The sequence below is a fragment of the Caballeronia choica genome (assembly GCF_001544535.1).
In the GTDB taxonomy this organism is placed as follows: Bacteria; Pseudomonadota; Gammaproteobacteria; order Burkholderiales; family Burkholderiaceae; genus Caballeronia; species Caballeronia choica.
Map to the genome: position 1 here is coordinate 1 of NZ_FCON02000117.1, position 24,871 is coordinate 24,871.

Below are 24,871 nucleotides of genomic sequence, written 5' to 3' on the forward strand. Positions count from 1 at the left end.
CTGTCGTTTCATTCGCGCTCAACCTCTAATCCCACATTGGAACAGAGGTGTTGCGTCGACCGGTTGAATTCGCCGCTTTCAAACGCCAGCCCTAACAGGTCTTCACTCGCGCTTGAAACGGAGTGGTTCAACCGGGGGAGTGTCGTTAGCGGGGTTTCATCGTTGTTGGCATGTAGAAAAGGCGCGCGCGTCACCCAGCTACAGGGAGTGGATCAGCAGTCATACATCCGTCTTGGCACTGCGTGCCCGACGACAGGTTGCAAGTGGCGGTGAATTGAAGCATGCGGCAAGCACGAACGTAGGATGTAGAAATAGCGATAGCGATAGCGATGGGTGTTGGTTTTGCCTGACGGGTGAGCGCGAAGCGCGAGGCGGGATGAATGACTGCTGGTCCACTTCGTATAGCGGTGCGATGCCCGTACCTCTTCTACATGCCAACAACGGGGAAACCCCGCTAACGACACTCCTCCGGTTGGACCACTCCGAGAGAACGGGCTAGCGGGGCATGGCAAGGATTGGCGTTGGGAAGCTGCTTTCTTTGCTTACTTTCTTTGCAGCAGCAAAGAAAGTGAGTCCCGCCCCGGACAGGGGCAGAGCAAATAAACCGATAAGAAAACTAGTTCCATAGGAGCCTGAGCGCATCAAACGGTTGAAGCCCGACCCCGCCCTCAAGCGCTAGCGATCACCCGCCCCGCCCCGGACAGGGGCAGAGCCAATAAACCAAAAACAAACCAAGTTTCATAGGAGCACAAGCGCATCAAACGGCGTAAACAACGGCAACCCACCCCCAGCCCCCACGCGCCAGCAATCCCCACCCCCGCCCTTTACAATACTTCGCTAAGCGCCGCCCGCGTTTAATCAGACGTTTAAAACGTCGAACGCCCGCGCGACCCAAGCGTAAAGGGAACACCATGCGAGTCCTTCTGATCGAAGACGATGTGCAGATCGGCACGAGCCTCCTGCGTGCGCTAAAAGACGCCGACTACGCCGTCGATTGGGTCCGCGACGGCGTGGCAGGAAGCGAAGCAATGAGCGCAGCCAGCTATACCGTCGTCCTCCTCGATCTCGGCTTGCCCAGCATGACCGGCATCGAGCTTCTCCGGCGCGCGCGCGCCGCGGGCAATGCGGTGCCGGTCCTGATCCTCACCGCCCGCGACGATCTCGAGACGCGCGTGCAGGGACTCGACGTCGGCGCCGACGACTACGTGCTCAAGCCCTTCGACACCCCCGAACTGCTGGCGCGGATTCGCGCGGTACTGCGGCGCAAGGCCGGTTACGCGGTCTCGCGTCTCGGTGACGAATTCATCAGTCTCAATCTCGACGAGCGCACGCTCACCTGCGGCGGCACGGCCGGCGCGCTTTCGGCGCGCGAGTTCGCGCTGATGCTCGCCTTGATGGAGCGGCCGGGAACGATCTTCTCGCGCGACCAGCTCGAAGACCGGCTTTACGGATGGGGCAAGGAAATCGAGAGCAATGCGATCGATGTGCTCATCCATTCCGTGCGCAAGAAATTCGGTCCTGGCGTGATTCGCAATGTCCGTGGACTCGGCTGGACGGTCATGCTTGGCGCAGCGGCTCGCGAAGAGCCGAAGTGACACTGCGGCCAACTTGTAGTCCAACGGACAAAGGCTTCGCCTGACCACACGCCAGGCGTTCAGCACTCCGCCGTACATGGGCGCGCTTGCGTATTCAACGACCGCTTCATTTATCCCTCATTCGCTCCTCATTTTCGATCTCTACGATGTGGACATCGAACAAGGTCGCAACAGTGCCGCATCGACGCGGCCCGGCAACCACTGAGGAGAGAACCATGAAACGCTCGACGATCGCACTCTGCATAGTCCTGATGCTCAGCACCGCCGCCCTGAGCGGCTGCGCCACGACGGGCAGTTCCGCCGACATGTACACCGCAGCGCAGGCGCAACGCGAAGAGACGATCCGCATGGCCACCGTCGAGAGCGTGCGCGGCGTGACCATCGACGCGAACAATGGCCAGGCGAGCCCGTTCGGTGCGATCGGTGGCGGACTGCTCGGCGCGGTCGCCGGCAGTGCAGTGGGCGGCGGCCGCGGCTCGATCCTGACCGGCATCCTGGGCGGCCTGGCCGGCGCCGTCGCAGGAAACGAAGTCGAAAGCCATCTCGCGAAGAAGCCCGGTCTGGAAATCACCGTCCGTCTCGACAACGGCGACTTGCGCGCGATCACGCAAAGCGTGGACGGCGAAATGTTCTACGCGGGCGAGCGTGTCAGGCTGCTGTCGAGCGGCGGCATCACGCGCGTTACGCTCTAGCCCTCGGAAAACGAAGCGAAGGGGCATGCACATTGCTGGCGTGAGAGAGCCACCAACCCCAACGGCCAACAGCCGATCACGAAGGAGGCCCACGCCATGAAGCTCTACTATTCCCCGGGAGCCTGCAGCCTCGCGGACCACATCGCGTTGCACGAAGCCGATATCCCGTTCGACCGCGTCCGTGTCGACCTGAAGACGAAACTCACGGAATCGGGACAGAACTTCGAAGAGATCAATCCAAAGAGCTACGTCCCGACGCTCGAACTCGACGACGGCCAGACGCTGACGGAGAACGTCGCGATTCTCTCGTGGGTCGCCGAGCAGAAGCCTTCGCTGGCGCCTTCGGGTGAGCTTGCCGCGCAGCGCCTCCTCGAAATGCTGGCGTTCATTTCAACCGAGATTCACAAGCAGTTCGGCCGCGTATTCAAGCCGACCTCCGACGCCGAAGCGGTCGCCGCGCGCGATAAAATCGGTCAGCGCTTCAAGTTGATCGCGACGATGATGAAAGGCGATTATCTGTTCGGCAACGAGGCGAGCGTGGCGGACGCCTATCTCTTCACGATGCTCCTGTGGGCGCAGAAGGTCGGCCTCGACGTGCCGCAGCGGCTCGCGGATTTCGCGCAACGCATGCGCGCGCGGCCGGCCGTGAAACTGGCGTTGCAGCACGAAGGGCTGGAGTAGTCCGCAGGCAAGGCCGGCGCGCGAACAATCATCATCAATCGCGATCTGGCGCGCCGAGCGGAAAGAGCCGCCGGTACGGCCGCGCATCGTCCACCACCTTGACGACCGAAGGCCGCGCGAGCAGACGCTGTCGATAGGCGCGGACGTTCGCGAATTCATCGGCGATCGGATAGACCCAGTCCGCATAGAACAGCGACGGCGCGGCCGCGCAGTCGGCCATGCTGAAGGCGGCGCCCGCCGCCCACTCGCGCTCGCGCATCGTGTGGTCGAGCCAGCGGTAGGCGGTAACGAGCATCGTCCGGGCGTCGTCGACACCCGCGCGGTCGCGCTGCTCCGGCGCGCGCATGCTGTCGAGGACGAACTTCTGCGTCGGCGTCATGATGTAGTTGTCGAAGAAGCGGTCCATCAGCCGGACGTCGAGCGCCGCACGCGCATCCTCGGGAATCAGCCGCACCGGACCCGGATGAGTGAGCGCAAGGTACTCGATGATGATGCTCGCTTCCGGCACCGTGCGACCCTCGTCCACGAGCAAGGGAAAGCGCTTGAGCGGCCACAGCGCGGCGTGCTCGGCGCAGTGCTGCGGCTCGTCCGGCGACAACATGCAGTACTCGAACGGCGTGCGGTTTTCTTCCAGCGCGATGAGCGCTTTCTGGCAGTAGGAAGAAAAGGGATGGGCGTAAAGCTTCATGGGTGCCTCCTGCGTTGTCGGTTTTTGCGGATCGGGCGCACGGGGAACGATGTTTCCCTTGTGCGCGCATTCTGTAGTCGTTTGAGCGAGGGCAGAATCGACAACGCGAGGCAATCGGCGTTGCAGGTTCGGGAAAATCCGTAGCAGCGCGACTGCCATCCCCGGCTCTGAATCGCCGGGTCAGCACGGGCGGGGAAGCGCGGCCGCCCCGGCAATCCGGAATTGCAACGATCGTGTGAAACGAAGGGAAGCTGCCAGCCCGCAGCGCAGCCCCGCACCCGATCGACCGCTCACCCCCGGGCATGCCGCGACGCGACTTCCTGCAGATCGAGATCGCGTTCGAGCGCGCGCAGCACTTCGTCGTGGATCAAACCGCCACGATGCAGGCACAGCATCTCGGTACGTGCCGCCTTGACGGCGGCGAGAATCACGTCGTAGTGCGCGTCCCGTTCCTGTGTCGGATAAGCAGACCCGTCCTGGAACTGCTGCGTGAGCCTCGCGCGATACGTGTACTGTTCGAGCAGCCGCGGGTGGATCACGCGGCCGTCGGGCCCATGGACCAGCGGCGTGATCGCCGCGAGTTGCGCCGCCTCCAGCCGCGCCCACGCCTGCATTTCGGTGAGATGATGGGTCGCGTCGCTCGCGCTGTCGGGCGGCTTCACCCAGCGGATCAGCGGCCCAATCGTCGTGCCTTGCAGCAGCACGGTGACGAGGATCACCGCGAATGCCGCGAACAGAATGAGGTCGCGTCCCGGCATCGCCTCGGGCAGTGCCAGCGCGATCGCCAGCGTCACGACGCCGCGCATGCCCGCCCAGCTCACGATCGTGGCGGAGCGCCAGTCCGGCGCCGCATCGGCGCGTCCGGTCAGGCGACGGAATGCGGACTTGATCGACTCGGTGCCAAACGCCCAGACGAAGCGCGACAGCACGACCGCGACCACCACCGCGGCCACCGCCGGCCCGAGCACGGCCAACGCGTTGTCCGCGCCGCCGAGCCGCATCACGACACTGCGCAGCGACAAGCCGATCAGCACGAACACGAGCGCCTCGAACACGAACACGATGACCTGCCAGAACGCAGTGCCGCGCGTTCTGACGGCCGCCGAGAAGACCTCGTGCTGATGCCAGCCGAGCACCATGCCGCACGTCACGGTCGCGATGACGCCCGACACTTCGAGCATGTCGCCGGCGATGTAGGCGATCCACCCTGCCAGCACGGAGAGCGTGACGACGAGGTAGTCGTCATCGAGCGCGCGCAGCAGCCGCACGACGATATAGCCGACCACCAGCCCCACGGCGATGCCGCCCAGCGCGAGACTCGTGAAACTCAGCAACGCGTGCGGCGCGCTGAAGGCGCCCGTGAGCGCCGCCGCGACGGCGAAGCGGAACAGCACGAGGCCGGCCGCGTCGTTGAGCAGACTTTCGCCTTCCAGCAGCACCATCAGCCGGCGCGGCAGCGCGACGCGTTCCAGCACGGCCTTGGCGGCGACCGCGTCCGGTGGCGACACCACCGCGCCGAGCGCGAAGCAGGCGGCCCACGGCAGCCCCGGTGCCACGAGGTGCACGACCACGCCGACGATGAACGTCGTGAACGCGACCGCGCCGATGGCGAGCAGCAGGATGCCGGAAAGATGCCGCTTGAAGTCGTCCCAGACGAAGTAGTAGGCGCCGTCCATCAGCAACGGCGGCAGGAACAGGATCAGCACCAGGTCGGGATCGAGGTTCACGGGCGGCAGCCCGGGCGCGAACGCCATCGCCGCGCCGCCGACGAGCAATGCCACAGCGGGCGGCAAGCGCAGGCGCTTTGCCAGGAGTTCAAGCGCGATGATGGCGATGAGCGAGATCAGCACGAGCTTGAATGCCGACACGGCGGACATGGGCGCCTCCCGATGGATTGAAAACCGAAGTATCCACTAAAGGAGGCAGCGCGGGCCATCCCAGCCATCGCGCTCGGACAGCAACTGGCTTGCATGGGACGAGAGCAAGCGCATGGGGCGAGAGCAAGCGCATGGGGCGAGAGCAAGCGCATGGGACCAGAGTAAGCGCTAAAGCGCCAACTCTGGTCGACAGCGCCAACTCTGGTCGACAGCGCCAACTCTGGTCGACAGCGCCAACTCTGCTCGACGGCTGGCGAACCGGCTCAGCCCGTCGCCGTCGACCTCACTGCTTCGCGCATGCCGACGCGCGTCGCGCGCCGATGCCCGGCAGCCGCGTGATGACGCCGGTGGCAAGCGCGGTGCCCGCGAGAATGATCGCGCAGGCGCGGATCATTCCCGGCGAGACGTGTTCCGAGAGGAAAACCGCGCCCCACAGGATGCCGAAGATCGGAATGACGAACGTGACGGTGATCGCGCGCGCCGGACCGACCACCGCGATCAGCCGGTAGAACAGCATGTACGCGACACCGGTACAGGCGACGCCGAGCGCGATCACCGATCCCCACGAGTCGAGCGACACGGGCGCCGCCGGCCACCAGTAGATCGCGAACGGCAGCAGCAGGGCGGTCGCGCAGAGCATCGTGCCGGCGGCGACCGTGAGCGAGTCGACGCCCGTCAGATGCCGCTTCGTGTAGCTCGCCGCGATGCCATAGAGCAGCGCGGCGCCGAGCGCGGCAGCGGCCGCGAGCGCGGTGGTCGCGGGAGTCGCATTCGCGCCGTGGGGCGTCGCGACCTGGTCCCACACGAGCGCGAGCACGCCGGCAAAGCCGATCGCGAGACCGGCGATGCGCAGTCCGCTCAGCCGATCCCTGAGCCACAGGAACGCGACGACGGCGCCCCACAGCGGCGTGGTCGCGTTGATCACCGAGGTCACGCCCGCCGACAGCGTGAGCTCGGCATAGGCGAAGAGGCAGAACGGCGCGGCCGAGTTCAGGATGCCGACGACGAAGAGCGGCCACGCATGCGTGCGCATCGTGTGGAACGCGTCGCGGGCGGAGCGGCGCATCACGAGCACGATCAGCAGGAACAGCGCGCCGATGCCGACGCGCAGCGCCATCAGCGGCGCGACGCCAAAATCGGCCACGCCGATGCGGATGAAGAGGAACGAGCCGCCCCACAAGGCGGCAAGGACGAGCAACTGGACGACGTTGAGCGGATTCATGATAGGCGCCGGATACGGTGGAGTCGGGAGACGAAGCCATCGTAGGGCCGTTGCATCGCACAACGGTTCACGCTGACGTGAAGCAAAAAGTACAGGGCTTCTGGATGGGTGCGATGGTAGGCGCCGGGTGTGCGTTCGCCAAGCGAGCGATTTTCACCGGTATGTGAGGAATATTGCGATGAGGTGAGGCTGACACTCAACGGCGCGGACGGTTACACCGCTTGAGCCTAAAACGAGACGCAGGTGTGGCTCCTGACCCGCAGCACGGATTCCTGGTCGAACCGCGACTTATACTCGCCGACGATCGCGCGCACGGAAGCGTCGCTGGTTTCGTCGTCACGATGCAGGAGCGTGAGCACAAACGAGTCTTCGCGAACGATCACTCCGTCCGCGTTGCGCCACTGCCCCGACGCAGACCACACGGTAAGCCCCGCCGGAAAGCGCGGCGTCACCGAGGTCCGCAGGAACGCCGCCCACTCATCCGATGTCACGACGCCGCTCGCCCTCGACCTCCCGAAGTAAAGCACGTCGCTGATCGAGCGATCCTCGCCTGGCGCGCAGCCGGGTTCATGAACCGCGGCACATCCCGCCATCAAGACGAAGAACGCAACAGCAGCAGCGGACCGCAGCGGTCGAGCCACGTGCCTACTTCACCGTCTGAATCACTTCGAAGCCCTCGAATTCCGGATGGCCGAGATAGAGCGACCGGCTCTCGTTGCCGGCATTCCGGTGCGCGGCGCGAAACGCATCCGACTTCGTCCAGCCCTCGAACGCGGCGTGACTGGCCCAGATCGTATGGCTCGAATACAGCACGTGGTCGTCGCGCTGCGGTCCCTTGAGAAGATGGAACTCGACGAACCCCGGGACTTCTTTCAGGTGCGTGTCGCGCGACGTCCAGAGTTCCTCGAACGCAGCCTCGGACCCGAGGGCGACCTTGAACCGATTCATGGCGATGTACATGCCGTTGCTCTCCGTTATCTGGCTTGACCGCAGTTGGCTTTACCGCAGGCGGGAGGTCAGATGATAAGCGCAAACCGGAGGCGCCGGCGGCATTGGAAAACCCCACCGATTCGTATAAACCCCGAGCGACGCGCACCGATGACAGCGTTACCATCCGTCCCGAATGATAACGTTACCAACCCGGAGACGGAAGTGACTGCAAATCGCAAAACCCCGGACCAGCTACGCAGCTACCGCTGGTACGGCGTGAACGACCTGCGTTCGTTCGGGCACCGCTCGCGCACCGCGCAGATGGGCTACCACTCGACCGATTACATGGGCAAGCCGGTGATCGCGGTCGTCAATACGTGGAGCGAGATCAACTCGTGCCACACGCACTTCAAGCAGCGCGTCGAGGAAGTGAAGCGCGGCGTCTGGCAGGCGGGCGGCTTCCCGGTCGAGATGCCGGTAATGACGCTCGCCGAGCCGTTCCAGAAGCCGACCACGATGCTCTACCGCAACTTCCTCGCGATGGAAACCGAGGAACTGCTGCGCTCGTATCCGTTTGACGGCTGCGTGCTGATGGGCGGCTGCGACAAGACCACGCCCGGCCTCCTGATGGGCGCGATCAGCATGGACCTGCCCGCAATCTTCCTGCCCGCCGGCCCGATGCTGCGCGGCGACTGGAACGGCCGCACACTCGGCTCCGGCTCCGACACCTGGAAATACTGGGCCGAACTGCGCGCGGGCAAGATCACCGAGGAAGAGTGGAAGGGCGTCGAGAGCGGCATCGCGCGCTCGCCCGGCCACTGCATGACGATGGGCACCGCCTCGACGATGACGAGCGCCACCGAAAGCCTCGGCCTCACGCTGCCCGGCTTCTCGTCGATCCCCGCGCCCGATTCGCGCCACGCGCAGTTTGCGTCGCTGACCGGGCAGCGCATCGTCGAGATGGTGTGGACCGATGTGAAGCCGTCGGACATCCTGACCGCGAAGTCGTTCGACAACGCCATCACGACCGTGCTCGCGATGTCCGGCTCGACCAACGCGATCGTGCATCTGGTCGCGGTCGCGCGGCGTGCGGGCATTCCGCTCACCACGGGCCGCTTCGATGAACTCGCGCGCATCACGCCGGTGATCGCGAACCTGCGCCCGGCCGGCCAGTACCTGATGGAAGATTTCTTCTACGCGGGCGGTTTGCGGGCGCTGCTGCTGGAACTCGGCAACCTCATCGACGGCACGCAACGCACGGTGAACGGCTCGACACTCGGCGAGAACATCGCGGGCGCGGAAATCTTCAACGACGACGTGATCCGCCGCCGCGACAATCCGCTCGTCGCGAACGACGGCCTCGCGGTGCTGACCGGCAATCTCTCGCCCGATGGCGCGGTCATCAAGCCGGCCGCGATGGAAGCGCACTTGCTGAAGCATCGCGGCCCGGCCGTCGTGTTCAAGGACTATGCGGACATGGCCGCGCGCATCGACAGCGAGGAACTGGACGTCACCGCCGATTCCGTGATCGTGCTGCAGCACGCGGGTCCGGTCGGCGCGCCGGGCATGCCGGAGTGGGGGCAGTTGCCGATCCCGCAGAAGCTGCTGAAGGAAGGCGTGCGCGACATGGTGCGCATCTCCGATGCGCGCATGAGCGGCACGAGCTATGGCGCGTGCGTGCTGCACGTGGCGCCGGAATCGTTCGTCGGCGGGCCGCTCGCGCTCGTCCGGGACGGCGACATCATCGAACTCGACGTCCACGCGCGGCGCCTTCATCTCGAAGTCAGCGACGCCGAGCTTGCCGCACGTCGGCAAGCATGGACGCCGCCCAAGCGTCCGTTCGAGCGCGGCTTTGGCGTGATGCATCAACTGCACGTCACGCAGGCGAACAAGGGCTGCGATTTCGATTTCCTCGAAGAACCGACGGTCGCGTCGACCAGCAACGACGAGCCCGAGATTCACTGAACTCCCCACGGACCGAATCCATGACATCCACCGAACTCACCGTCAGCGACGCCGCGCTCGAACAGCTTCGCCACGTCAGCACCGCGACGCTCACGACGCAACTTTTCAAGCGCGGACTGCGCAACGTGTTCCTGCAAGGCGTGGCGCCGCTCGTCAAGCCGGCGCTGGGCGCACCGAACCTCGTCGGCCCGGCGTTCACGCTGCGCAATATCCCGGCGCGCGAAGACCTCGATCATGTCGGCGTGTTCCAGGACCCCGATCATCCGCAGAGAAAGGCGGTGGAAAGCGCGCCGCCCGGCAGCGTGCTCGTGCAGGACTGCCGCGGCGACCGCACGGTCGCATCGACCGGTTCGATCCTCACGATGCGCCTGAAAGTGCGCGGCGTCGCGGGCATGGTGTCGGACGGCTGCGTGCGCGACAGCGGCACGATCGGCGACATCGGCCTGCCGCTTTTCTGCGCGGGCGCGAGCGCGCCGCTCAATCTCGCGAAGCACCACGCGGTGGACATGAACGTGCCGATCGCCTGCGGCGGCGTGGCGGTGTATCCGGGCGACATCGTGGTCGGCGACGTCGACGGCGTCGTGATCGTGCCGCGCCATCTCGCGGAAGAAGTCGCGCGGGACGCCGCCGAGCAGGAACTGATGGAGGAGTTCATCATCGGGCGCGTCGAAGGCGGGAGCATCCTGCGCGGCACGTATCCGCCGAACGAGGAAACGCTTGCCGCATTCGCCGAATGGCGCGCCAAGCGAACCTGAGCCACGAAACTTTACTTATGCCACACGCTCCGCGCGGAGTCGATGAGGGCGGAGGAGACACATGAACACGGCAACATCCACGATGGTTCCAACCATCGACGAACCGCGCCTGATGAACCGGCTCGCGCTGCGGCTGATGCCGCTGCTCGGCCTGCTCTATCTGGTCGCCTACATCGACCGCTCGAACGTCGGCTTCGCGAAGCTGCAGATGCTCGGCGCCCTCGGCTTGAGCGAAGTGGCATACGGGCTCGGCGCGTCGCTGTTCTTCATCGGCTATCTGATCTTCGAGATTCCGAGCAACGTGATGCTGCACAAGTACGGCGCACCGCGCTGGATCGCGCGGATCATGCTGACGTGGGGCATCGTCACGATCCTGCTCGCGTTCACGAAGAACGCGACGATGTTCTATGTGCTGCGCTTCCTGCTCGGCGCATTGGAGGCGGGGCTGTATCCCGGCGTCATCTATTACCTGACGCTGTGGTTTCCAGCCCGCCAGCGCGTGCGCATGCTCGGTTACTTCACGCTGGGGAGCAGCATCGGCAACATGGTGGGCGCGCCGATCTGCGGCTATCTGCTCGACAAGGGCGGCCTCTTCGACCTGCAAGGCTGGCAGCTCGTGTTCATCGTGACCGGCGTGCCTTCCGTGCTGCTGACGGCGGTCGTGCTGTTGTGGCTGCCGGCGTCGCCGCTGAAGGCGAAGTTCCTCTCCGATCCCGAGAAGAAGTGGCTGGCCGATACGCTCGAAACCGAGCGCGCACAGGCCCGCAAGTCGGAGGGCCGCGGCTCGCACCTGATGAGCGTGCTGACCGAGCCGCGCGTGATCGGCATGGCGCTCTACTACATGATGCTGTCGATCTCGGTGTATGGCGTGAGCTACTGGCTGCCGACGCTCGTCAAGGGCTTCGGTGTCAGCAATACGACCAACGGCATGCTGAACATCATTCCCTGGCTGGCCGCGACGATCGCGCTCGCGTGGCTGCCCGCGAAGCTGCGCGCCGGCAATCGCATGATGGGCGCGATGCTCGCCGCGGCGCTGCTCGGCGTGGTGTTCTTCCTCGGCAGCGTGTTCCTGCCGACCAATACGCTCCGCTTCGCGGCGCTGTGTCTCGGCGCGCCCTGCATGTACCTGCTGTTGCCGTGCTTCTGGACGATGCCGCCGAAATTCCTGACCGGCGCGCGGGCCGCCGCCGGCATCGCGGCGATCAATTCGCTTGGCAATGTCGGCGGCTTCGTCGCGCAGAACCTGGTGCCGTGGGTGCGGCAGGCGAGCGGCAGCGTCAAGGCGCCGATGCTGATCCCGGCGACGTGCCTGCTGGTGTTCGCGATCGTCACGGCGATCCTGATGCGGCGTAGCAACGCGGCTGCGTCGCTTGCGCAGGCGGGCGCGGGCGAGATGAACACCCGGGCCTGAGCCATCTCTGGCCATTACGACGACGTTCCTCATGCCGACACTCAAACCGGACTCGCCGCTCATCACCGCGCCCAAGCGCTCGCGCGGTGCGCCGAAAGGCATTCGCATCACCGACGTTGCCGCGTCGGCCGGGGTATCGCCGATTACCGTTTCGCGCGTGTTCAACGCGCCGCAGACGGTCGCACCGGAGACGCTCCTGCGCGTGCGCCAGGCCGTGCAGGAACTCGGCTACGTGCCGAATCGGCTTGCGGGCGGGCTGTCGTCGGCGAAGTCGCGGCTGATCGCGGCGATCGTGCCGACGGTCGCGCATTCGCTCTTCTCCGAGACCGTGCAGATTTTCAGCGACACGATGTCGCGCGCGGGCTATCAGGTGCTGCTCGGGCTGTCGGGTTACAGCGACGAGGACGAGGACCAGTTGCTCGATGCGGTGCTGAGCCGGCGTCCAGAAGGCGTGCTGCTGACGGGCGTCGCGCACACGGCGACGCTGCGCGAGCGCTTGCTCAAGATCGGCATTCCGATCGTCGAGACGTGGGACATGACCGAGCATCCGATCGACATGCTGGTCGGCTTCTCGCACTACCGCATCGGCGTGGCGGTGGCGGAGCGCTTCATCGCGCGTGGTGCGCGGCATCTCGCGCTCGTGTCCGCGAACGACGCTCGCGCGCTCGCGCGGCGGCGCGGTTTCATCGATACGCTTCAGGCGCAGGGTCGTGACGCGAGTGCCGAAGTGCTGGTGGCGCCGCCCAGTTCCGTTGCGCTGGGTCGCGATGCGCTCGGGCAGATCCTCGCGCAGTGTCCTGCCGTCGACGCGGTCTTCTGCAGTTCGGACTTGCTTGCGCTTGGGGTGGTGTCGCAGGCGAGAAAGCTCGGCATTGCGATTCCCGGGCGCATTGCGGTGTGCGGTTTCGGCGACCTCGATTTCGCCGCCGACACGACGCCCGCGCTCACGACCGTGCGCGTCGACGGCAAGCGCATCGGTGCAACGGCGGCGCGGTGCTTGATCGAGCGGTTGGGTGGGGCTGAGGGGAAGACGGTGGTTGATGTGGGTTTTGAGGTGGTCGAGCGGGAGACGAGTTGAATCGTGCTCGCGATGTCAGAGCCAACCCAAAGCGTCCGCCGGACAAACCGAGCCAGCGGACGCCAGCCTCCAACGCCTAAACCACGCCCGCCACCTTCGTCCCATCCGGCCGGCCAAGCCCGGTACAGGCATCCCATCCAGGCGACGCATAAAAGTCCCCGTTATTCCCCTGCGTGATATCGACCAGGCAAGTCGAAGTCTTGTACAAAGCCGGATTGATATACCCCACCGGCGCGCCCTTGCTCGCATTGATGCGCGCGATCAGCCCGGCCCACAGCGGTGCTACCGCGCTCGTTCCGCCGAACACCGTATCGCTGCCGTCGACGCGCACGTCATAGCCGGTTGCCGGGTCGGCGTCGCCGGCGACATCCGGCACGCCGCGCATCGCGAGCGCGCTTGCCTTGCCGCCCGCGTGCGTGACCTTCAGCCCTTCCTGCCACGCAGGCAGCGGGAACACGGTGCTGACGCCGCCGCCGCTCGCACCGCCGTTCGCGCCATCGTTCCACACCGTCTCCTTGACGATGGCGCCGTTGCTCGCCTGCACGCTGGTTCCGCCGCACGACAGTGCGTACGGGCTCGACGACGGGAAGTTGACATGGTCCTTGCCGTCGCCGACGCCGTCGCTCGAACCGCTGTCGCCCGACGCCACGCAGATCGTGATCCCCAGCATGGCGGCCGACTGGAACGCCTGGTCGAATGCCGTCATCGCCTGCTGGGTCCAGGCCGATTCCGGGCCGGCCCAACTGATCGAGATCACCGAGGGCTTGTTGGTCTTGTCGTGGATCGCGGTGGTCACGGCATCGAGGAATCCGGCGTCGGTGTTGGGCGCGAAATAGACCGCGATGTGCGCGGCGGGCGCCACCGCGCCGGCCACTTCGATGTCGAGCATCACTTCGCCGTCGGGTCCGTTGGCGTCGCCGGTCGGCTGGTTCTTCGCGTGATCGACCGATACCGCGGACACCTTCGGTGCGGTAATGCCGAGTTCGGCGAAATACTTCTTGAGGTCGGCGGGGCGATAGCCGCCGCCGAGTTCGATGAGTCCGATGCACTGGCCTTGTCCATTGCCCGCCGGAAAATCATAGAGCGACGCGAGCTGGACCGGCGTGAAGGATGTCGTGCCATGTGCCGACGCTTGCCAGCGCACGTTGCCATGAGGCTGGCGATGGCGAAAATTCGGCCGCGCTTGCGGACGATTGTCGAGCCCGAGCACGGCCTGCACGACATCCTTCAGTTCGTCCGGCAATTGAACGGCGCCCGTGCGTCCGCGATACGAGCCGCCCTCGTGTTCGAATTGCTGCAGTTCGACGCCGAACGCATCGTCGAACTGTGCGACCGTGCCGGACAGGATCACGGTGCGTCGCGTCGCGTCTTCCCCGACGATGGATAATCCATGCTGGCCCGCGAACGTCTTGACGGCGGCGAGGTCGGCGGGATCGGCGCTGAACTGCCGCGCGAACTCGTCATGAGCGATGTGCCTGTCCGCTGGCTTTGCGGCGGCGAGGCTGCTTACGCGCGCGGCGAACGCGTCATGCGAGCGGCGTCTCACGAGTACGGTGACCTCGAGCCGTTCGGCCGGATCGGCCTTGCCGATGGCGTGCGCGCCGTTATAGGGTGCGCGGTCGCTGCCACTGAGTGGATGTCGTGCCATAACTGAAAATCTCCTTTTGATGGACGTTCGTCGAATGGAAGCGGGCCGAACCATCGACGCCGCCGCGCCTCTCATCGGCGTGGACGGTCGATGACCGGCCGCTTCGTTCGAACGTGTTGCCAGGCTGACTATTTACGGGGTTGGCCCTCCCACGTAGAAATAACTGCCCCAATTCGTCCCGCTGTTCATGTGCATCTGGATGGTGTACAGGTCCGCACCTCCGTTTGCCGTGTCGGTCTCCGCCGTGCCGTTATTGTGCTTCGCATCGTGAGCGTGAGCCGGCATCGACTCGGACGGCGGCGGGGACGGAACCTTACCCTCGGGATGTTGACTCTCGATGGGAATCCAGTCCAGCACCTGACCGTGCGGTGTCGTGGTGGTCTTCACCACCTTGAGTTGGGATTGCCGTTCGTCCAGCCACTGAAACAGCTCCGGGTTCAATCGACGTTGCTCCATTTCCATTTTGACGCTCCGTGTTGCCACGTGTGTGCGCGCCATGTTGCATGTTGCCGGCCTGTCACATCGTCCCCCGAAACCTGACCCGATGACGCAGCATCAGGGCTTGGCGCGTACGAATGTCCCCCGTGCCCCACGTTGCGCGGGCCCCCGCGCTGACACGAAGCGTAGTGCGAGCGAACCGCGGCGCGTTATGACGATCCTGCTGACCAATAGGATGATCTCGCCGTGATTCGATCCGGTATGCTTACTAATTGCCACTCGCATATTCACATTGGCTTGCATTCGCGGCGTGAAGCTTTCATTTGCATGCGCGTCATGGCGATGCGGAGTGATGCCTGGTCGCATCGACCGGGCGGCAGGCTGGAGGAACGTTACAATTTACAATCGGCGGCGCTTCGGAAGACGCGCATGGCCTGAAGGCTGGCTCTGTTCCGCTGTGTTGGTCCTTTTATAATTCACGTCAGTCAATCCCGGAAGCTCACGTAGTGAAACATATCCTCCCTGTCATGCTCGCCTTGCTTGCACTCTATGGCTGCGGGACGTCGAAGACCCAGGCCGAACGCGAACAGGAATTCTCCCGTAACGAAAGCACGCTGGATTCGGCGCAGCGCCGCGCGACGCTTCATTGCCAGGACGCGTCGCAATGTGACGAGGTCTGGAAGCTGACCCAGACCTACGTGCAGCAGCATTCCGACACACCCGTCATTCACGCCGACGCGGTCGCGATCGATACCGACCTGCCCTCCCGGAACGGCCGTGCCAGCTTCTCCGCCACGCGGGTCGCGCAAGGCAGCGGCGCGACGATCGCGCTTTATGCCCAGTGCCGCGGCATGTACGGCGATGAAAAATCGAAAGGCTCGTCTTATGACGACTGCGTCGAAAAAGTCACTTCGGTACAGAACGCGTTTGCGGATTTCGTGCGCCAGCATTTGCATGGCAACTGAAAGCGCAATGCTTGTGTAACCGTGCCGCACGTCGGTCGATTCAGCGCGCTGCAACTTCCCCGGCCCGTTGCTCCGCTGCCGCAGTAGTGGCGCGGGTGGCGGTTGCACTACATCTGCTCGATGACCGCATCGACGAGTTCACGCGCATCGCCAAATGTGCCCGTCGAGGCGGCGAGCGCGGTGAGCCGGTTGTCGATCAATAGCGACGTCAGACCGTGCACGTGGCCCCACGCGGACGTCATCGCGATCGCGTCGGCCGCGCTTAGCGCGCCGAACGCCGCGTTGGCCGCGCGCGGTTCGCCCGAAGCGACATCGAAGACGCCCGCCAGCCCCCGCGCCGACGTGCGCCGGGCCTCGACGAGCGATGGGCGGTTCGGGTCCAGCAACTCGTTGCGCGACATCAACCGGAACAAGTCCGCATTCCTCACCGCGAAGTCGATGTAGCCGCGCGCGATCGCTTTCCGGCGCGCCACGCCGGGCTTCGCAGCGGCCGCGTACTCCGCCATCGACGCCGCGAGCCGGCGGTGTCCACTCGCGGCAAGTTCGCTCAGCACGCCGGCGGTGTCGCCGAAATGATGCTGCGGAGCGGTGTGCGAGACGCCAGCCTCGCGGGCGATCGCGCGCAACGTGAGGCCCTTGAGGCCGTCGCGCTGCAAGACCGTCTCGGCGGCGCGCAGCAGTGCGTCGGGCAGCGATCCGTGATGGTAGGGATGATGCTTCGCCGCGTCGTGCACCGCGTCATGTGCCGGGTCGTGCGTCGTATCGGCGGGTTTCGGCCGCGCTTTCCTGCGCGTGGGATCGGGTTGCTCTTTCTGCATAGGAATCGGGTGATCGCCTCGATATATTTTTACAATGGAAAGATATCTTGACGCAGACACGTCTTGAAGTCAAAATGTTTCCATTGGAAAGATTTCGGGATTCAGGAGCACGGCGACAGCGCTGTGTTCATCCGCGGAGTCTTCGTCTCACTGCGGCGAGCGTCCGCACAAAGGAGAATGTCATGTCCGTCGAAGCGATCCTGAGCGGTACGCCTGTGTGGGTCTGGGTGCTGCTGGCCTTTCTGGTCTCGCGTGGTCTCAAGGCACTGAAAGGCGGCACGGCGCCGCTTTCGAAACTCGCGATCGTACCCGTCGTGTTTACGGGCTGGGGCATCATGCACCTCATCCACGAGCCGTCCGCGAACTGGCATACGGCTCTCGCGTGGATCATCGGCGCCGTGCTCGGACTGGCGATCGGCGTGGCGCTCGCGCAGTCGGGCGGCATGACGGTCGATCGCGAAGCGGGCACGGTCACCCTGCCGGGCTCGGCGGTGCCGCTCGTGCTGATCCTCCTGACGTTCGCGTCGAAGTTCTGGCTGGGAGTGGAACTGGCGACGACCCACGCAGGCGCCGATTCGATGTTCGTGCTGCTGGACGGGCTGGTCTCGGGCGTCACCGCGGGAATCTTCGCGGGCCGCTTCCTGGTGTACTGGCTGGGCTTCCGGCAAGCTGGCGTCCCGGCCTCGGCGATGCTTGGCGATCGTTCCTGAGTCGCATCATCTCAACGGGTCCCGCCATCGCTGGCGGGACTGAGCACTTGAAGCAAGCCCTCGATGTCGTTCGCGATCAGTCCGATCACGAAGCCGACAATCGAATCCTCCCGTGTGTCTCCCGCGTGCGCCGTCCGGCCGCGCTCCCATTCCTGAAGCATCGTGCGGGCGCTGGCGGTTTTCCGGTCGTCGATGGGAACGGCATCCAGCGCGTCGGCGAGCGTCGTCAATATCTTCGGCAGAACCGGATCAACCGGATCAACCGGATCGACCCGCCCGGCGCTCGCGCCGTCCGGCCGGACCGCATCGCGCATCACGGCCTTGCCGAGAAATTGCGCGTCCCTGTGCAGGCGGCCGAGGAAAGGCGCCACCTTGTCGATCGCGTCCGATCGCTCGTTGCGGATCGGCACGAAGACGTGCTCGCGCCCGGCTTCCTTGAGCGCCTCGTCGAGCGCACGCAGCGCCGCTTCACTGCGATTTTCGAGCTGCGACGCCCGCGTCGCGTCGGGCCGTCCCGACAGATGCAGGCCGATCAGTTGCGCGAGACTGCGCAGACTGTCCGCGACGGAGCGGTGCGCCGTCCTGATCGCCCGGTTGGGCCAGATCACCGCGACGATGAACGCCGCGCTTGCGCCGATGATGATCTCCAGCACGCGATGGATCGGTCGCTCGAACGGCGAACCGCCATCGCCCGGAATCAGCACGACGATCACGAGCGTGACGCAGGCGAGGCGCAGCCCCGGATCGAGCGCAGCAAGCACGGCGAGCGGCAGCAGCGCGACGAAGAACACGATGATCGGCGTTGCACCCTGCACGATCGCGACGATGCCCAGCACGCCGACCGCCGCGCCGAGGCAGGCGCCGATGATCTGGTCGCGCGCGGTGCCGAGCGTCTGCGTAAGACTCGGCTGCGTGACGACGACGAGCGTCGTGATCAGCGCCCAGTAACCCTCGGGAAGCGTGGCGAGGCGGGCGGCGCCGTAGCTCAGCGCGCATGCCATGAGCGTGCGTGCGAGTCGTCGGACTTCGGGTACGCCGAAATGGCTTTTTATCGACTGCGTGAGGGGGATCGTCATGGCACCTGTTTGGTGATGCTTCGTCTGTCGGATATTGGATCGCAACTAACGGTCAATTCTGAAACCGTCCTTCATTCCGGCGCGCAAACGGACCTGGAACACCGCCAGCAACGCAACGGAGTTTCATCATCCGATGTTTTCAGGCTAATGAAAGGGCGAGTTGCGCGGGGTTCTCATTCGACCGCTTGCGAACGGGTTTCCTGATGGCCTTCTGCGCGGCCGGCCGCGGCTGCGCCATTTCCTGCACGCAGAGGCTGAACGCGGGCCGCACGTCGCAAGCGATCCAGTCGAGTTCCCCGGCGGCGACGCGCTTCGCGAGCAAACCATACACATCGGCATCGAACGAATACGCCTGCGGCGCCGCGCCGATCAGTGGCTCGATCTCATCGACGCTCGCGCACGATCCCAGATAGCACCACCGGTCGACGACATGCCACGCCACGCGCTTCGTTTCGTCATCGCGCTCGGCAATCGCGATCGGCCCCGCGTGCGGCCAGCGCAGCACGCGCGACGCATCCAGCGCCTCACGCACGCGCGCGGCGTGCCCGGCGAGCGTTTCCGCGCCGACACAGGCGCCCTTGCAGCGCCGCACCTGATAGCCGAAGCAGCCGCGCACGCTGCCCGTGGGGATTTTTTCGAGGCCGAGCGTCGCGTGACACAGGCCGTGTTCATCGGCGAGGCGGCGCAAATGCGCGTGCGCCTTCGCCCGCGACTGATAAACGCCGAAGAGACCGTCCTCGCGCGAGAAGTCGCGCTTCTTCGCATGGATCAGCACCGGCGCGTGCGCGCCCGCGAGCCATTGCCATGCACAGGTACCGGCGGCGGCGCGGCGCAACAGCCGGTTGTGCACGGGTTCTAGTTCCTTGACGAGCTTCGCTTCGAGCAGCAGCGCGCCGAGTTCGCCGACGGTCTCGTGCGCCTCGATGCGCCGGATCGTCTGCGAAATCGCGAGGTCCTTGGCGAGCCGATAGTCGCCGGAAAAATGCGACATCACGCGCTGCTTCAGGTTCACGCTCTTGCCGACATAGAGCGGCAGGTCGTCGTCGCCACGGAACACATAGACGCCGGGCGTCGAGGGCAATGCGTCGAGCGCGCTCTCCGGCAGGGCGGCGGGCAGCGCGGCGCGGCGGATCAGCGCCTTGACGGCTGCATCGACGAGGTCCTGTGCGTAAACCTCATGGATCTTTTGCCAGAACTGCCAGAGCAGGTCGGCGTCGGCGAGCGCGCGGTGGCGGCCTTCGGGCGCGAGTCCGAAACGTGCGATCAGCGAATCCAGCCCGTGACGCTGCACCGATGGAAAGAGCGCCCGCGACAGCCGCACCGTGCACAGCACGTCGGCGCGAAAGGTGAGGCCCGCGCGCCGGAACTCGTTCTTCAGGAAGCCGTAGTCGAAGCGCGCATTGTGCGCGACGAAGAGCTTGCCGCTCAGGCGCTCGATGAGCGCCTCGGCGAGCGACGCGAAGGTGGGCTGGCCGCACAGCATCGCGTCGTCGATGCCGGTCAGCTTTTCGATGAACGGTGGCACCGGCGTTTGTGGATCGACGAGCACGCTCCAGCGCTCGACGCCCGCGCGGCTCACTTCCACGACGCCGATTTCCGTGATGCGATCGGTCGTCGCGTTGCCGCCGGTCGTCTCCAGGTCGACGAACACGATCGGACGCGCGAGCGCTTCGAGCAGGGCGTCGGCGTTGGCGTCGGCGTCAGTATCGGTGTCGGTGTCGGAGGGAAGGGCGGGGCGCATTGGAGCCATTCGAATGAGCTTCGATTGTAGCGTCTCGACGTTGACGCAACTTCAACGCTTTTCGACTTCGAGCGCCTTCGCGTAACCCGTCAGTTCGAGATAGCCGCGTCCGCGCGCGTGGACGTTCCGTCCGTCGCCACCAAGCGTGACGGCGCCTTCCCAGTAGAGCGCGCCGGTGGAATCGCGCGAGTCGAGTTCCTGGTCGTCGAGGAGCGGCGTCAGATGCCAGCGCAACGCGCCGACGCGCACGTTCATCGCGACCGGGTAGGACGTGTCCGTGCGCGGCGAGCGCCAGCGGCGTGCGGGCGTGAATTCGACTTCGCCGGGGCCGTATTGCGCCATGCGGCCGTCGCGGTCGCGCAGTGCGGCGTGCGCCCACAACGCGCGGCCATCTCGGCCGCGTACCTTGAACGCCATCAGCGCGGAGCCGTCGTCGAGATTCGCGCCGAGCCAGTCCCAGCCCGAAGCGTCGGCGGCAAGCAGCGTGCTCGACCATTCGTGATCGAGCCACGCGCGGCCGGTCACGGCGACAGGCGCGCCTGCCCCTTCTGCGTTCGATGTCGCGGGCCGCGTCACGCTGCCGCTCACCTGCAACTGCGGCTCGCTGTAGTAGTAGCTCGCCTGTTCGGACAGCGGCCCTTTGCGCGAGTACCCGCGCTCGCCCTGGATCATCGGCGGTTGCGTCGGTGTGAACGTCAGGTGCAGCGCGAAGCCGGCGGCATCCGCGTTCACCGTGTAGCGGCCATCGGCTTCGCGGAGCATGTGCCAGGCGTCGAGTCCGACGTCGGTATTCGCGGCCTTCGCATAAGCGAGGCCGAAGCCTTCCCGCGCGATCTTCTGATCGTGGACGAGCCGCCCGTGCGCGGGATCGCTCAACGCGGCATGCGCGATGATCAATTGCGCGGGCGCGAACGCGCTCGGGTTCGCGTCGCCCTGACCCGTCTTCGAACGGAAGAACGTGATCTGGAAGCCGAGCGGCTGGTGGTCCGGCGTCTCCAGCCAGCCGGTCGCGTACCACCACTCGGTGCGATAGTCGGGATGCGCACCGCTGTCCTGCGGCAAGACGAGCGGGCGGCCCTCGACGACCGCGGCGAATTCGGAGCCACCGCCGAGCGCCGCCATCGAAAGCAGCGCGAGCGACATCGCCAGCATGAAGCGGCGCATCACCAGTCCTCCCGGACGGCGCGCACGGCATCGACGGAAACCGCGCGGCGGCCCGCCATCACCGCCGTCGCGCACGACGACACCAGCATCACGCAGCCGATCCCCGCGATGAGCGTCCACGGCACATGCAGTGACATGCTCCAGTGAAACGACTGCGGATTGACGACGAACACGAGGATCAGGCTGATCGCGAAGCCGAGCACGCAACCCATCGCGATGCCGAGCGCGGTGAGCAGGCCGCCCTCCGCTGCGAGGAGCGCGAGGATCTGCCGCCGTGTCACGCCGACGTGCCGCAGCATGCCGAACTCGCGGGAACGCGCGAGCGTCTGCACGGAAAACGTCGCGGCGACGCCGAACAAGCCGATCACGATGGCGACCGCTTCCAGCAAATACGTGACGGCGAAACTCCGGTCGAAGATCGTGAGCGTGCGGGCGCGGATGTCGCCCGGTTGCGAGAACTCCAGCGCGGCGCCGAACGGCAGCGCGTGCATCGCCGCGGTGACGCGCGAAGCGGACGCGCCCGCGCCGAGCGTGATGGCGGCATCGGTGGCGGTGGTGTCGTGCGTGAGCAGGCGGTAGTCGGCGATGCGCATTTGCAGCGCGCCCGTCTGGCGCACGTAATCGCGCCAGATTCCCGCGACGACGAACGTGCGATCGGCGCCGCCGAGCGGCAGGCGCAGCCGCTCGCCGATCCGATAACCGTACAGATCGACCATCGCTTCCGACGCCCACACCGGCGTTTCGCCTGCGCGCCATGCCGTCGGCGGCAGCGCGGCGCCCGTGAGTTGCAGGTTCGCGCCGGGATCGGCGGCGTCGATCTCGCGCGCGAGCAGCGCGACGGCGGGCCGCGCCGGATCGAGCGTCAGGCGCGACGTGCGCGTGAACGCCGCGTGCTTCACGCCGTCGACGGCGGCAAGCTGCGCCTGCTGGTCGGGCCGCAGGCCGCCGGTGTCGCCGCTGGCCGCGACGCGCACGTACAGGTCGGCGGAGAGCAGGTGCACGAGCCAGTCTTCCACCGAGATGCGAAAGCTCGCCACCATGATCCCCATCGCGACGATCAGCGTGAAGCTGGACAGCACGCCGCCCATCGCGATCGACGCCTGGCCCGGCGCATTGGCGAGCCGCGCGAGCGCGAGCGTGATGACGGCGGAGCGTTTGCGCGTGGCGTGACGGCGGCTGGCGGCGCGGAACACGACAGCCGTCAGGCGCGGCATCAGCGCGATCCCGCCGACCAGCAGCAACGCGACGGCGACATAGCCCGCGATGGGCGCGTCGAAGACCGGCGGCGCCTGCGTCAATGCCGCGCCCGTTGCGAGGCACGCCAGCGCGGGCCAGGGTGTCGCGAGCGGCGCGAGCGCGGCTTCCTCGCTGCCGGCCTTGAGCGCCGGCGCCGGGCGGGCGCGCGCCGCCTCTAGCGCGGGAACGAGCGTGCCGAAGAGCGCCACGCCGATGCCGAGCGCGAGAAACACAACGCTCGCGACCGGCTCGAAACCGACGCGCGGCTGCACGCCCGGGAAATACCCGCCGCCGAGATCACTGCCGAAATAGCGCAGCGCAAGGGCCGCCACCGCGTAGCCGAGCACGAGGCCGAGCAGCGCGCCCGCCACTCCGAGCAATGCGCCTTCGAGCATGATTTGCCGCAGCAACAGCGCGCGCGTCATGCCGAGCACGCGCAGCATCGCGAATTGCGCGCGCCGCCGCACGACTGCCGACGCCTGCGTCGAAAACACGAGAAACGCGCCGGTGAAAAGCGCGACCAGCGCGAGCACGTTCATGTTGATCCGGTAGGCGCGCGAAAGCCGGTCGGTGCGGCTTTCGATATCGCGCGTCTCCGACACCACGAAGCGGCTGCCGAGTTCATTCTGCAACGCCTGCCTGAACCGTTCGCGATCGACCCCGCGCGCGAGTTGCAGATCGACGCGCGACAGGCGGCCGAGCATCCCGAAGCGCCATTGCGCGGCGGCGATGTCCATCACCGCGATGCGCTGGCCCGCCCGTGCGCGCGCGATACCGCCGGCCACCCGCAGGCGCACGGGCGACGTGCCGTTTTGCAGCGACACCGTGCCGCCGATGCGAGCGTCGAGCCATTGCTGCGCGGCGGTCGAGAGAAAGAGGGCGTCGTCGGCGACGACATCGAAGGGCGCTTGCGCCGACGGTACGCCGGTCAGGTCGGGCGCGATCCGCCGGGCCTTGAACACGTCGATGCCGAGCACCTTCAGCGGCGCGTTCTGCTCTGGCACCGAGACGTCGATCTCCAGCACCGGGCTGGCCAGCGCCACGCCCTCACGCGTTGCGAGACGCGGGTACAGGCTTTCGTCGAATAGAGGCGTGGCGCTGCGCACTTGCAGGTCCGCGTCGCCCGACAGGCTGCGCGCGGCGGCGGAGAATTCGTTGAACGCGGCGCTGTTGATCAGTTGCACCGCATAGCCGAGCCCGACGCCGAGCGCGATCGTCGCGATCGCGACCAGCGCGCGTCCGCGATGGCTGCGCCATTGCGCGGCGAGCAGCCAGCGCGTCAGCGTGCGGTGGGCCGCGGCGAGTTCCGTCATGCGTCACGCGCGGCTTTGAGCGACGCGAGTGGCGCGAGCGGCGCGGCGTGCAGCGCGCCGTCGGCAAGGATCAGCACGCGGTCCGCGAACGCGGCAGCGGCTTCGGAGTGCGTGACCAGCATCGTCGCGGCGCCGCTGGCCTTCGCTTCCGCGCGCAGCAGCGCGAGCACTTCGTGGGCGGTCTGCGGATCGAGGTTGCCGGTGGGTTCGTCGGCGAGGATCAGGCGCGGGCGATGCACGAGGGCGCGGGCGATCGCCACCCGCTGCAACTCGCCGCCGGACAACTGGCGCGGCAGGTCGTCGCCGCGGCCGTGCAGGCCGACCGCCGCCAGCATCTCAAGCGCTCGCGCCGGCGGCATGCCGTTCAGCAGCAGCGGCACGGCGACGTTCTGCGCGAGCGTCAGATGCGGCAGCACGTGGAAGGCCTGGAACACGAAGCCGAGCTTTTGCCGGCGCAGACGCGTGGCGGCGTCGTCGGTGAGGCGCGAGATGGGTGTGCTGTCGATCAGGACGTCGCCGCTGTCGGCGCTTTCGAGTCCGGCGATCAGGTTGAGGAGCGTTGACTTGCCGACGCCCGAGTCGCCCATGATCGCGACGAATTCGCCCGCGCCGAGGGCGAAATCGAGTCCGTCGAGAACGATGCGGCTGCCGGTGTAGGCCTTGTGCAGGCTTCGGCATTCCAGAGCGGGGGGGGCGGCTGGGCTCATGGGGATGATGGTCGCTGGCGCTTGGGGTGGGGTTGGGGTTGGGGTTGGTGGATTTACACCGTTTGATGCGCTCAGGCTTCTATGGAACTTGTTTTGTTTTTGGTTTATTTGCTCTGCCCCTGTCCGGGGCGGGACTCACTTTCTTTGCTGCTGCAAAGAAA

22 protein-coding genes are annotated in these 24,871 nt (G+C 66.1%); 9 read left to right on the plus strand and 13 right to left on the minus strand.

The window, feature by feature from the left end; genetic code table 11:
• Positions 1–911 precede the first annotated feature (911 nt).
• The 3 genes from AWB68_RS32460 (at position 912) to AWB68_RS32470 (ending at position 2,968) form a co-directional block, all read left to right on the plus strand.
• The gene (locus tag AWB68_RS32460; RefSeq protein WP_087648396.1) at positions 912–1,595 is read left to right on the plus strand and encodes a response regulator transcription factor; all 684 of its coding nucleotides are present in this window, start codon (positions 912–914) and stop codon (positions 1,593–1,595) included.
• Positions 1,596–1,810: 215 nt separating this feature from the next.
• Positions 1,811–2,287, plus strand: coding sequence for an outer membrane lipoprotein (locus AWB68_RS32465; protein WP_087648397.1), 477 nt, complete (start codon positions 1,811–1,813; stop codon positions 2,285–2,287).
• 96 nt (positions 2,288–2,383) lie between these two features.
• Positions 2,384–2,968, plus strand: a complete 585-nt coding sequence (locus tag AWB68_RS32470) for a glutathione binding-like protein (protein ID WP_087648398.1) — start codon at positions 2,384–2,386, stop codon at positions 2,966–2,968.
• A 34-nt stretch (positions 2,969–3,002) separates the two neighbouring features.
• Here AWB68_RS32470 and AWB68_RS32475 read toward each other — a convergent pair whose 3' ends face one another.
• The 5 genes from AWB68_RS32475 to hmuQ all read right to left on the minus strand — a co-directional run bounded on the left by AWB68_RS32475 (position 3,003) and on the right by hmuQ (position 7,715).
• Positions 3,003–3,656 carry a glutathione S-transferase family protein gene (locus AWB68_RS32475; RefSeq protein ID WP_087648399.1) on the minus strand — a complete coding sequence of 218 codons (654 nt, stop codon included), beginning with the start codon at positions 3,654–3,656 and terminating at the stop codon, positions 3,003–3,005.
• Between the two features lie 290 nt (positions 3,657–3,946).
• Positions 3,947–5,533, minus strand: coding sequence for a Na+/H+ antiporter (locus AWB68_RS32480; RefSeq protein WP_087648400.1), 1,587 nt, complete (start codon positions 5,531–5,533; stop codon positions 3,947–3,949).
• Positions 5,534–5,816: 283 nt separating this feature from the next.
• Entirely contained in the window at positions 5,817–6,755 is a 939-nt protein-coding gene (locus AWB68_RS32485) for a DMT family transporter (RefSeq protein WP_087648401.1), read from the minus strand.
• A 227-nt stretch (positions 6,756–6,982) separates the two neighbouring features.
• Positions 6,983–7,396 (minus strand): DUF3574 domain-containing protein, encoded by a 414-nt coding sequence (locus tag AWB68_RS32490; protein ID WP_235028610.1) that lies wholly within the window; start codon positions 7,394–7,396, stop codon positions 6,983–6,985.
• A gap of 4 nt (positions 7,397–7,400) precedes the next feature.
• Positions 7,401–7,715: a heme-degrading protein HmuQ gene (gene hmuQ / locus AWB68_RS32495; RefSeq protein ID WP_087648403.1), complete on the minus strand. Its 315-nt coding sequence runs from the start codon at positions 7,713–7,715 to the stop codon at positions 7,401–7,403.
• 138 nt (positions 7,716–7,853) lie between these two features.
• Here hmuQ and araD point away from each other — a divergent pair, with 138 nt between their 5' ends.
• The 4 genes from araD to AWB68_RS32515 all read left to right on the plus strand — a co-directional run bounded on the left by araD (position 7,854) and on the right by AWB68_RS32515 (position 12,894).
• On the plus strand, positions 7,854–9,650 hold the full coding sequence (gene araD / locus AWB68_RS32500; protein ID WP_087648404.1) for an L-arabinonate dehydratase: 1,797 nt from the start codon (positions 7,854–7,856) through the stop codon (positions 9,648–9,650).
• Positions 9,651–9,670: 20 nt separating this feature from the next.
• Positions 9,671–10,405, plus strand: coding sequence for a ribonuclease activity regulator RraA (locus AWB68_RS32505; RefSeq protein WP_087648405.1), 735 nt, complete (start codon positions 9,671–9,673; stop codon positions 10,403–10,405).
• 61 nt (positions 10,406–10,466) lie between these two features.
• Positions 10,467–11,816 (plus strand): MFS transporter, encoded by a 1,350-nt coding sequence (locus AWB68_RS32510; RefSeq protein ID WP_087648406.1) that lies wholly within the window; start codon positions 10,467–10,469, stop codon positions 11,814–11,816.
• A 31-nt stretch (positions 11,817–11,847) separates the two neighbouring features.
• Positions 11,848–12,894, plus strand: a complete 1,047-nt coding sequence (locus AWB68_RS32515; RefSeq protein WP_087648407.1) for a LacI family DNA-binding transcriptional regulator — start codon at positions 11,848–11,850, stop codon at positions 12,892–12,894.
• Positions 12,895–12,970: 76 nt separating this feature from the next.
• Here AWB68_RS32515 and AWB68_RS32520 read toward each other — a convergent pair whose 3' ends face one another.
• Positions 12,971–14,542: a S53 family peptidase gene (locus AWB68_RS32520; protein ID WP_087648408.1), complete on the minus strand. Its 1,572-nt coding sequence runs from the start codon at positions 14,540–14,542 to the stop codon at positions 12,971–12,973.
• 132 nt (positions 14,543–14,674) lie between these two features.
• A complete protein-coding gene (locus AWB68_RS32525; protein ID WP_087648409.1) occupies positions 14,675–15,004 on the minus strand; it encodes a hypothetical protein in 330 nt (109 codons plus the stop codon).
• 482 nt (positions 15,005–15,486) lie between these two features.
• On the opposite strand from AWB68_RS32525, the gene AWB68_RS32530 reads away from it, so the two are divergent.
• On the plus strand, positions 15,487–15,945 hold the full coding sequence (locus tag AWB68_RS32530; protein ID WP_235028611.1) for a hypothetical protein: 459 nt from the start codon (positions 15,487–15,489) through the stop codon (positions 15,943–15,945).
• Positions 15,946–16,052: 107 nt separating this feature from the next.
• Here the strand turns inward: AWB68_RS32530 and AWB68_RS32535 are convergent, their stop codons facing one another.
• A complete protein-coding gene (locus tag AWB68_RS32535) occupies positions 16,053–16,763 on the minus strand; it encodes a TetR/AcrR family transcriptional regulator (RefSeq protein WP_087648411.1) in 711 nt (236 codons plus the stop codon).
• 182 nt (positions 16,764–16,945) lie between these two features.
• On the opposite strand from AWB68_RS32535, the gene AWB68_RS32540 reads away from it, so the two are divergent.
• The gene (locus AWB68_RS32540) at positions 16,946–17,473 is read left to right on the plus strand and encodes a DUF6622 family protein (protein ID WP_087648412.1); all 528 of its coding nucleotides are present in this window, start codon (positions 16,946–16,948) and stop codon (positions 17,471–17,473) included.
• An 11-nt stretch (positions 17,474–17,484) separates the two neighbouring features.
• Here the strand turns inward: AWB68_RS32540 and AWB68_RS32545 are convergent, their stop codons facing one another.
• The 5 genes from AWB68_RS32545 to AWB68_RS32565 form a co-directional block, all read right to left on the minus strand.
• On the minus strand, positions 17,485–18,549 hold the full coding sequence (locus AWB68_RS32545; RefSeq protein WP_087648413.1) for an FUSC family protein: 1,065 nt from the start codon (positions 18,547–18,549) through the stop codon (positions 17,485–17,487).
• Positions 18,550–18,688: 139 nt separating this feature from the next.
• The gene (locus AWB68_RS32550) at positions 18,689–20,299 is read right to left on the minus strand and encodes a 3'-5' exonuclease family protein (protein ID WP_235028612.1); all 1,611 of its coding nucleotides are present in this window, start codon (positions 20,297–20,299) and stop codon (positions 18,689–18,691) included.
• 42 nt (positions 20,300–20,341) lie between these two features.
• Positions 20,342–21,454 (minus strand): lipocalin-like domain-containing protein, encoded by a 1,113-nt coding sequence (locus AWB68_RS32555; RefSeq protein WP_087648415.1) that lies wholly within the window; start codon positions 21,452–21,454, stop codon positions 20,342–20,344.
• Entirely contained in the window at positions 21,454–24,003 is a 2,550-nt protein-coding gene (locus tag AWB68_RS32560; protein ID WP_087648416.1) for an FtsX-like permease family protein, read from the minus strand. The genes AWB68_RS32555 and AWB68_RS32560 overlap by 1 nt, the downstream gene beginning before the upstream one ends.
• Positions 24,000–24,710 (minus strand): ABC transporter ATP-binding protein, encoded by a 711-nt coding sequence (locus AWB68_RS32565; protein WP_087648417.1) that lies wholly within the window; start codon positions 24,708–24,710, stop codon positions 24,000–24,002. Before AWB68_RS32565 ends, AWB68_RS32560 begins: the two co-directional genes overlap by 4 nt.
• Between the last annotated feature and the right edge of the window lie 161 nt (positions 24,711–24,871).

Coding starts and splice junctions, on each gene's coding strand:
- AWB68_RS32520 (WP_087648408.1), bottom strand. CDS start 14,542: ATGGCACGACATCCACTCAGTGGCAGCGACCGCGCACCCTATAACGGC.
- AWB68_RS32485 (WP_087648401.1), bottom strand. CDS start 6,755: ATGAATCCGCTCAACGTCGTCCAGTTGCTCGTCCTTGCCGCCTTGTGG.
- AWB68_RS32535 (WP_087648411.1), bottom strand. CDS start 16,763: ATGCAGAAAGAGCAACCCGATCCCACGCGCAGGAAAGCGCGGCCGAAA.
- AWB68_RS32460 (WP_087648396.1), top strand. CDS start 912: ATGCGAGTCCTTCTGATCGAAGACGATGTGCAGATCGGCACGAGCCTC.
- AWB68_RS32505 (WP_087648405.1), top strand. CDS start 9,671: ATGACATCCACCGAACTCACCGTCAGCGACGCCGCGCTCGAACAGCTT.
- AWB68_RS32465 (WP_087648397.1), top strand. CDS start 1,811: ATGAAACGCTCGACGATCGCACTCTGCATAGTCCTGATGCTCAGCACC.
- araD (WP_087648404.1), top strand. CDS start 7,854: ATGACAGCGTTACCATCCGTCCCGAATGATAACGTTACCAACCCGGAG.
- AWB68_RS32560 (WP_087648416.1), bottom strand. CDS start 24,003: ATGACGGAACTCGCCGCGGCCCACCGCACGCTGACGCGCTGGCTGCTC.
- AWB68_RS32515 (WP_087648407.1), top strand. CDS start 11,848: ATGCCGACACTCAAACCGGACTCGCCGCTCATCACCGCGCCCAAGCGC.
- AWB68_RS32480 (WP_087648400.1), bottom strand. CDS start 5,533: ATGTCCGCCGTGTCGGCATTCAAGCTCGTGCTGATCTCGCTCATCGCC.
- AWB68_RS32555 (WP_087648415.1), bottom strand. CDS start 21,454: ATGCGCCGCTTCATGCTGGCGATGTCGCTCGCGCTGCTTTCGATGGCG.
- AWB68_RS32565 (WP_087648417.1), bottom strand. CDS start 24,710: ATGAGCCCAGCCGCCCCCCCCGCTCTGGAATGCCGAAGCCTGCACAAG.
- AWB68_RS32475 (WP_087648399.1), bottom strand. CDS start 3,656: ATGAAGCTTTACGCCCATCCCTTTTCTTCCTACTGCCAGAAAGCGCTC.
- AWB68_RS32470 (WP_087648398.1), top strand. CDS start 2,384: ATGAAGCTCTACTATTCCCCGGGAGCCTGCAGCCTCGCGGACCACATC.
- hmuQ (WP_087648403.1), bottom strand. CDS start 7,715: ATGTACATCGCCATGAATCGGTTCAAGGTCGCCCTCGGGTCCGAGGCT.
- AWB68_RS32525 (WP_087648409.1), bottom strand. CDS start 15,004: ATGGAAATGGAGCAACGTCGATTGAACCCGGAGCTGTTTCAGTGGCTG.
- AWB68_RS32545 (WP_087648413.1), bottom strand. CDS start 18,549: ATGACGATCCCCCTCACGCAGTCGATAAAAAGCCATTTCGGCGTACCC.
- AWB68_RS32510 (WP_087648406.1), top strand. CDS start 10,467: ATGAACACGGCAACATCCACGATGGTTCCAACCATCGACGAACCGCGC.
- AWB68_RS32550 (WP_235028612.1), bottom strand. CDS start 20,299: ATGGCTCCAATGCGCCCCGCCCTTCCCTCCGACACCGACACCGATACT.
- AWB68_RS32540 (WP_087648412.1), top strand. CDS start 16,946: ATGTCCGTCGAAGCGATCCTGAGCGGTACGCCTGTGTGGGTCTGGGTG.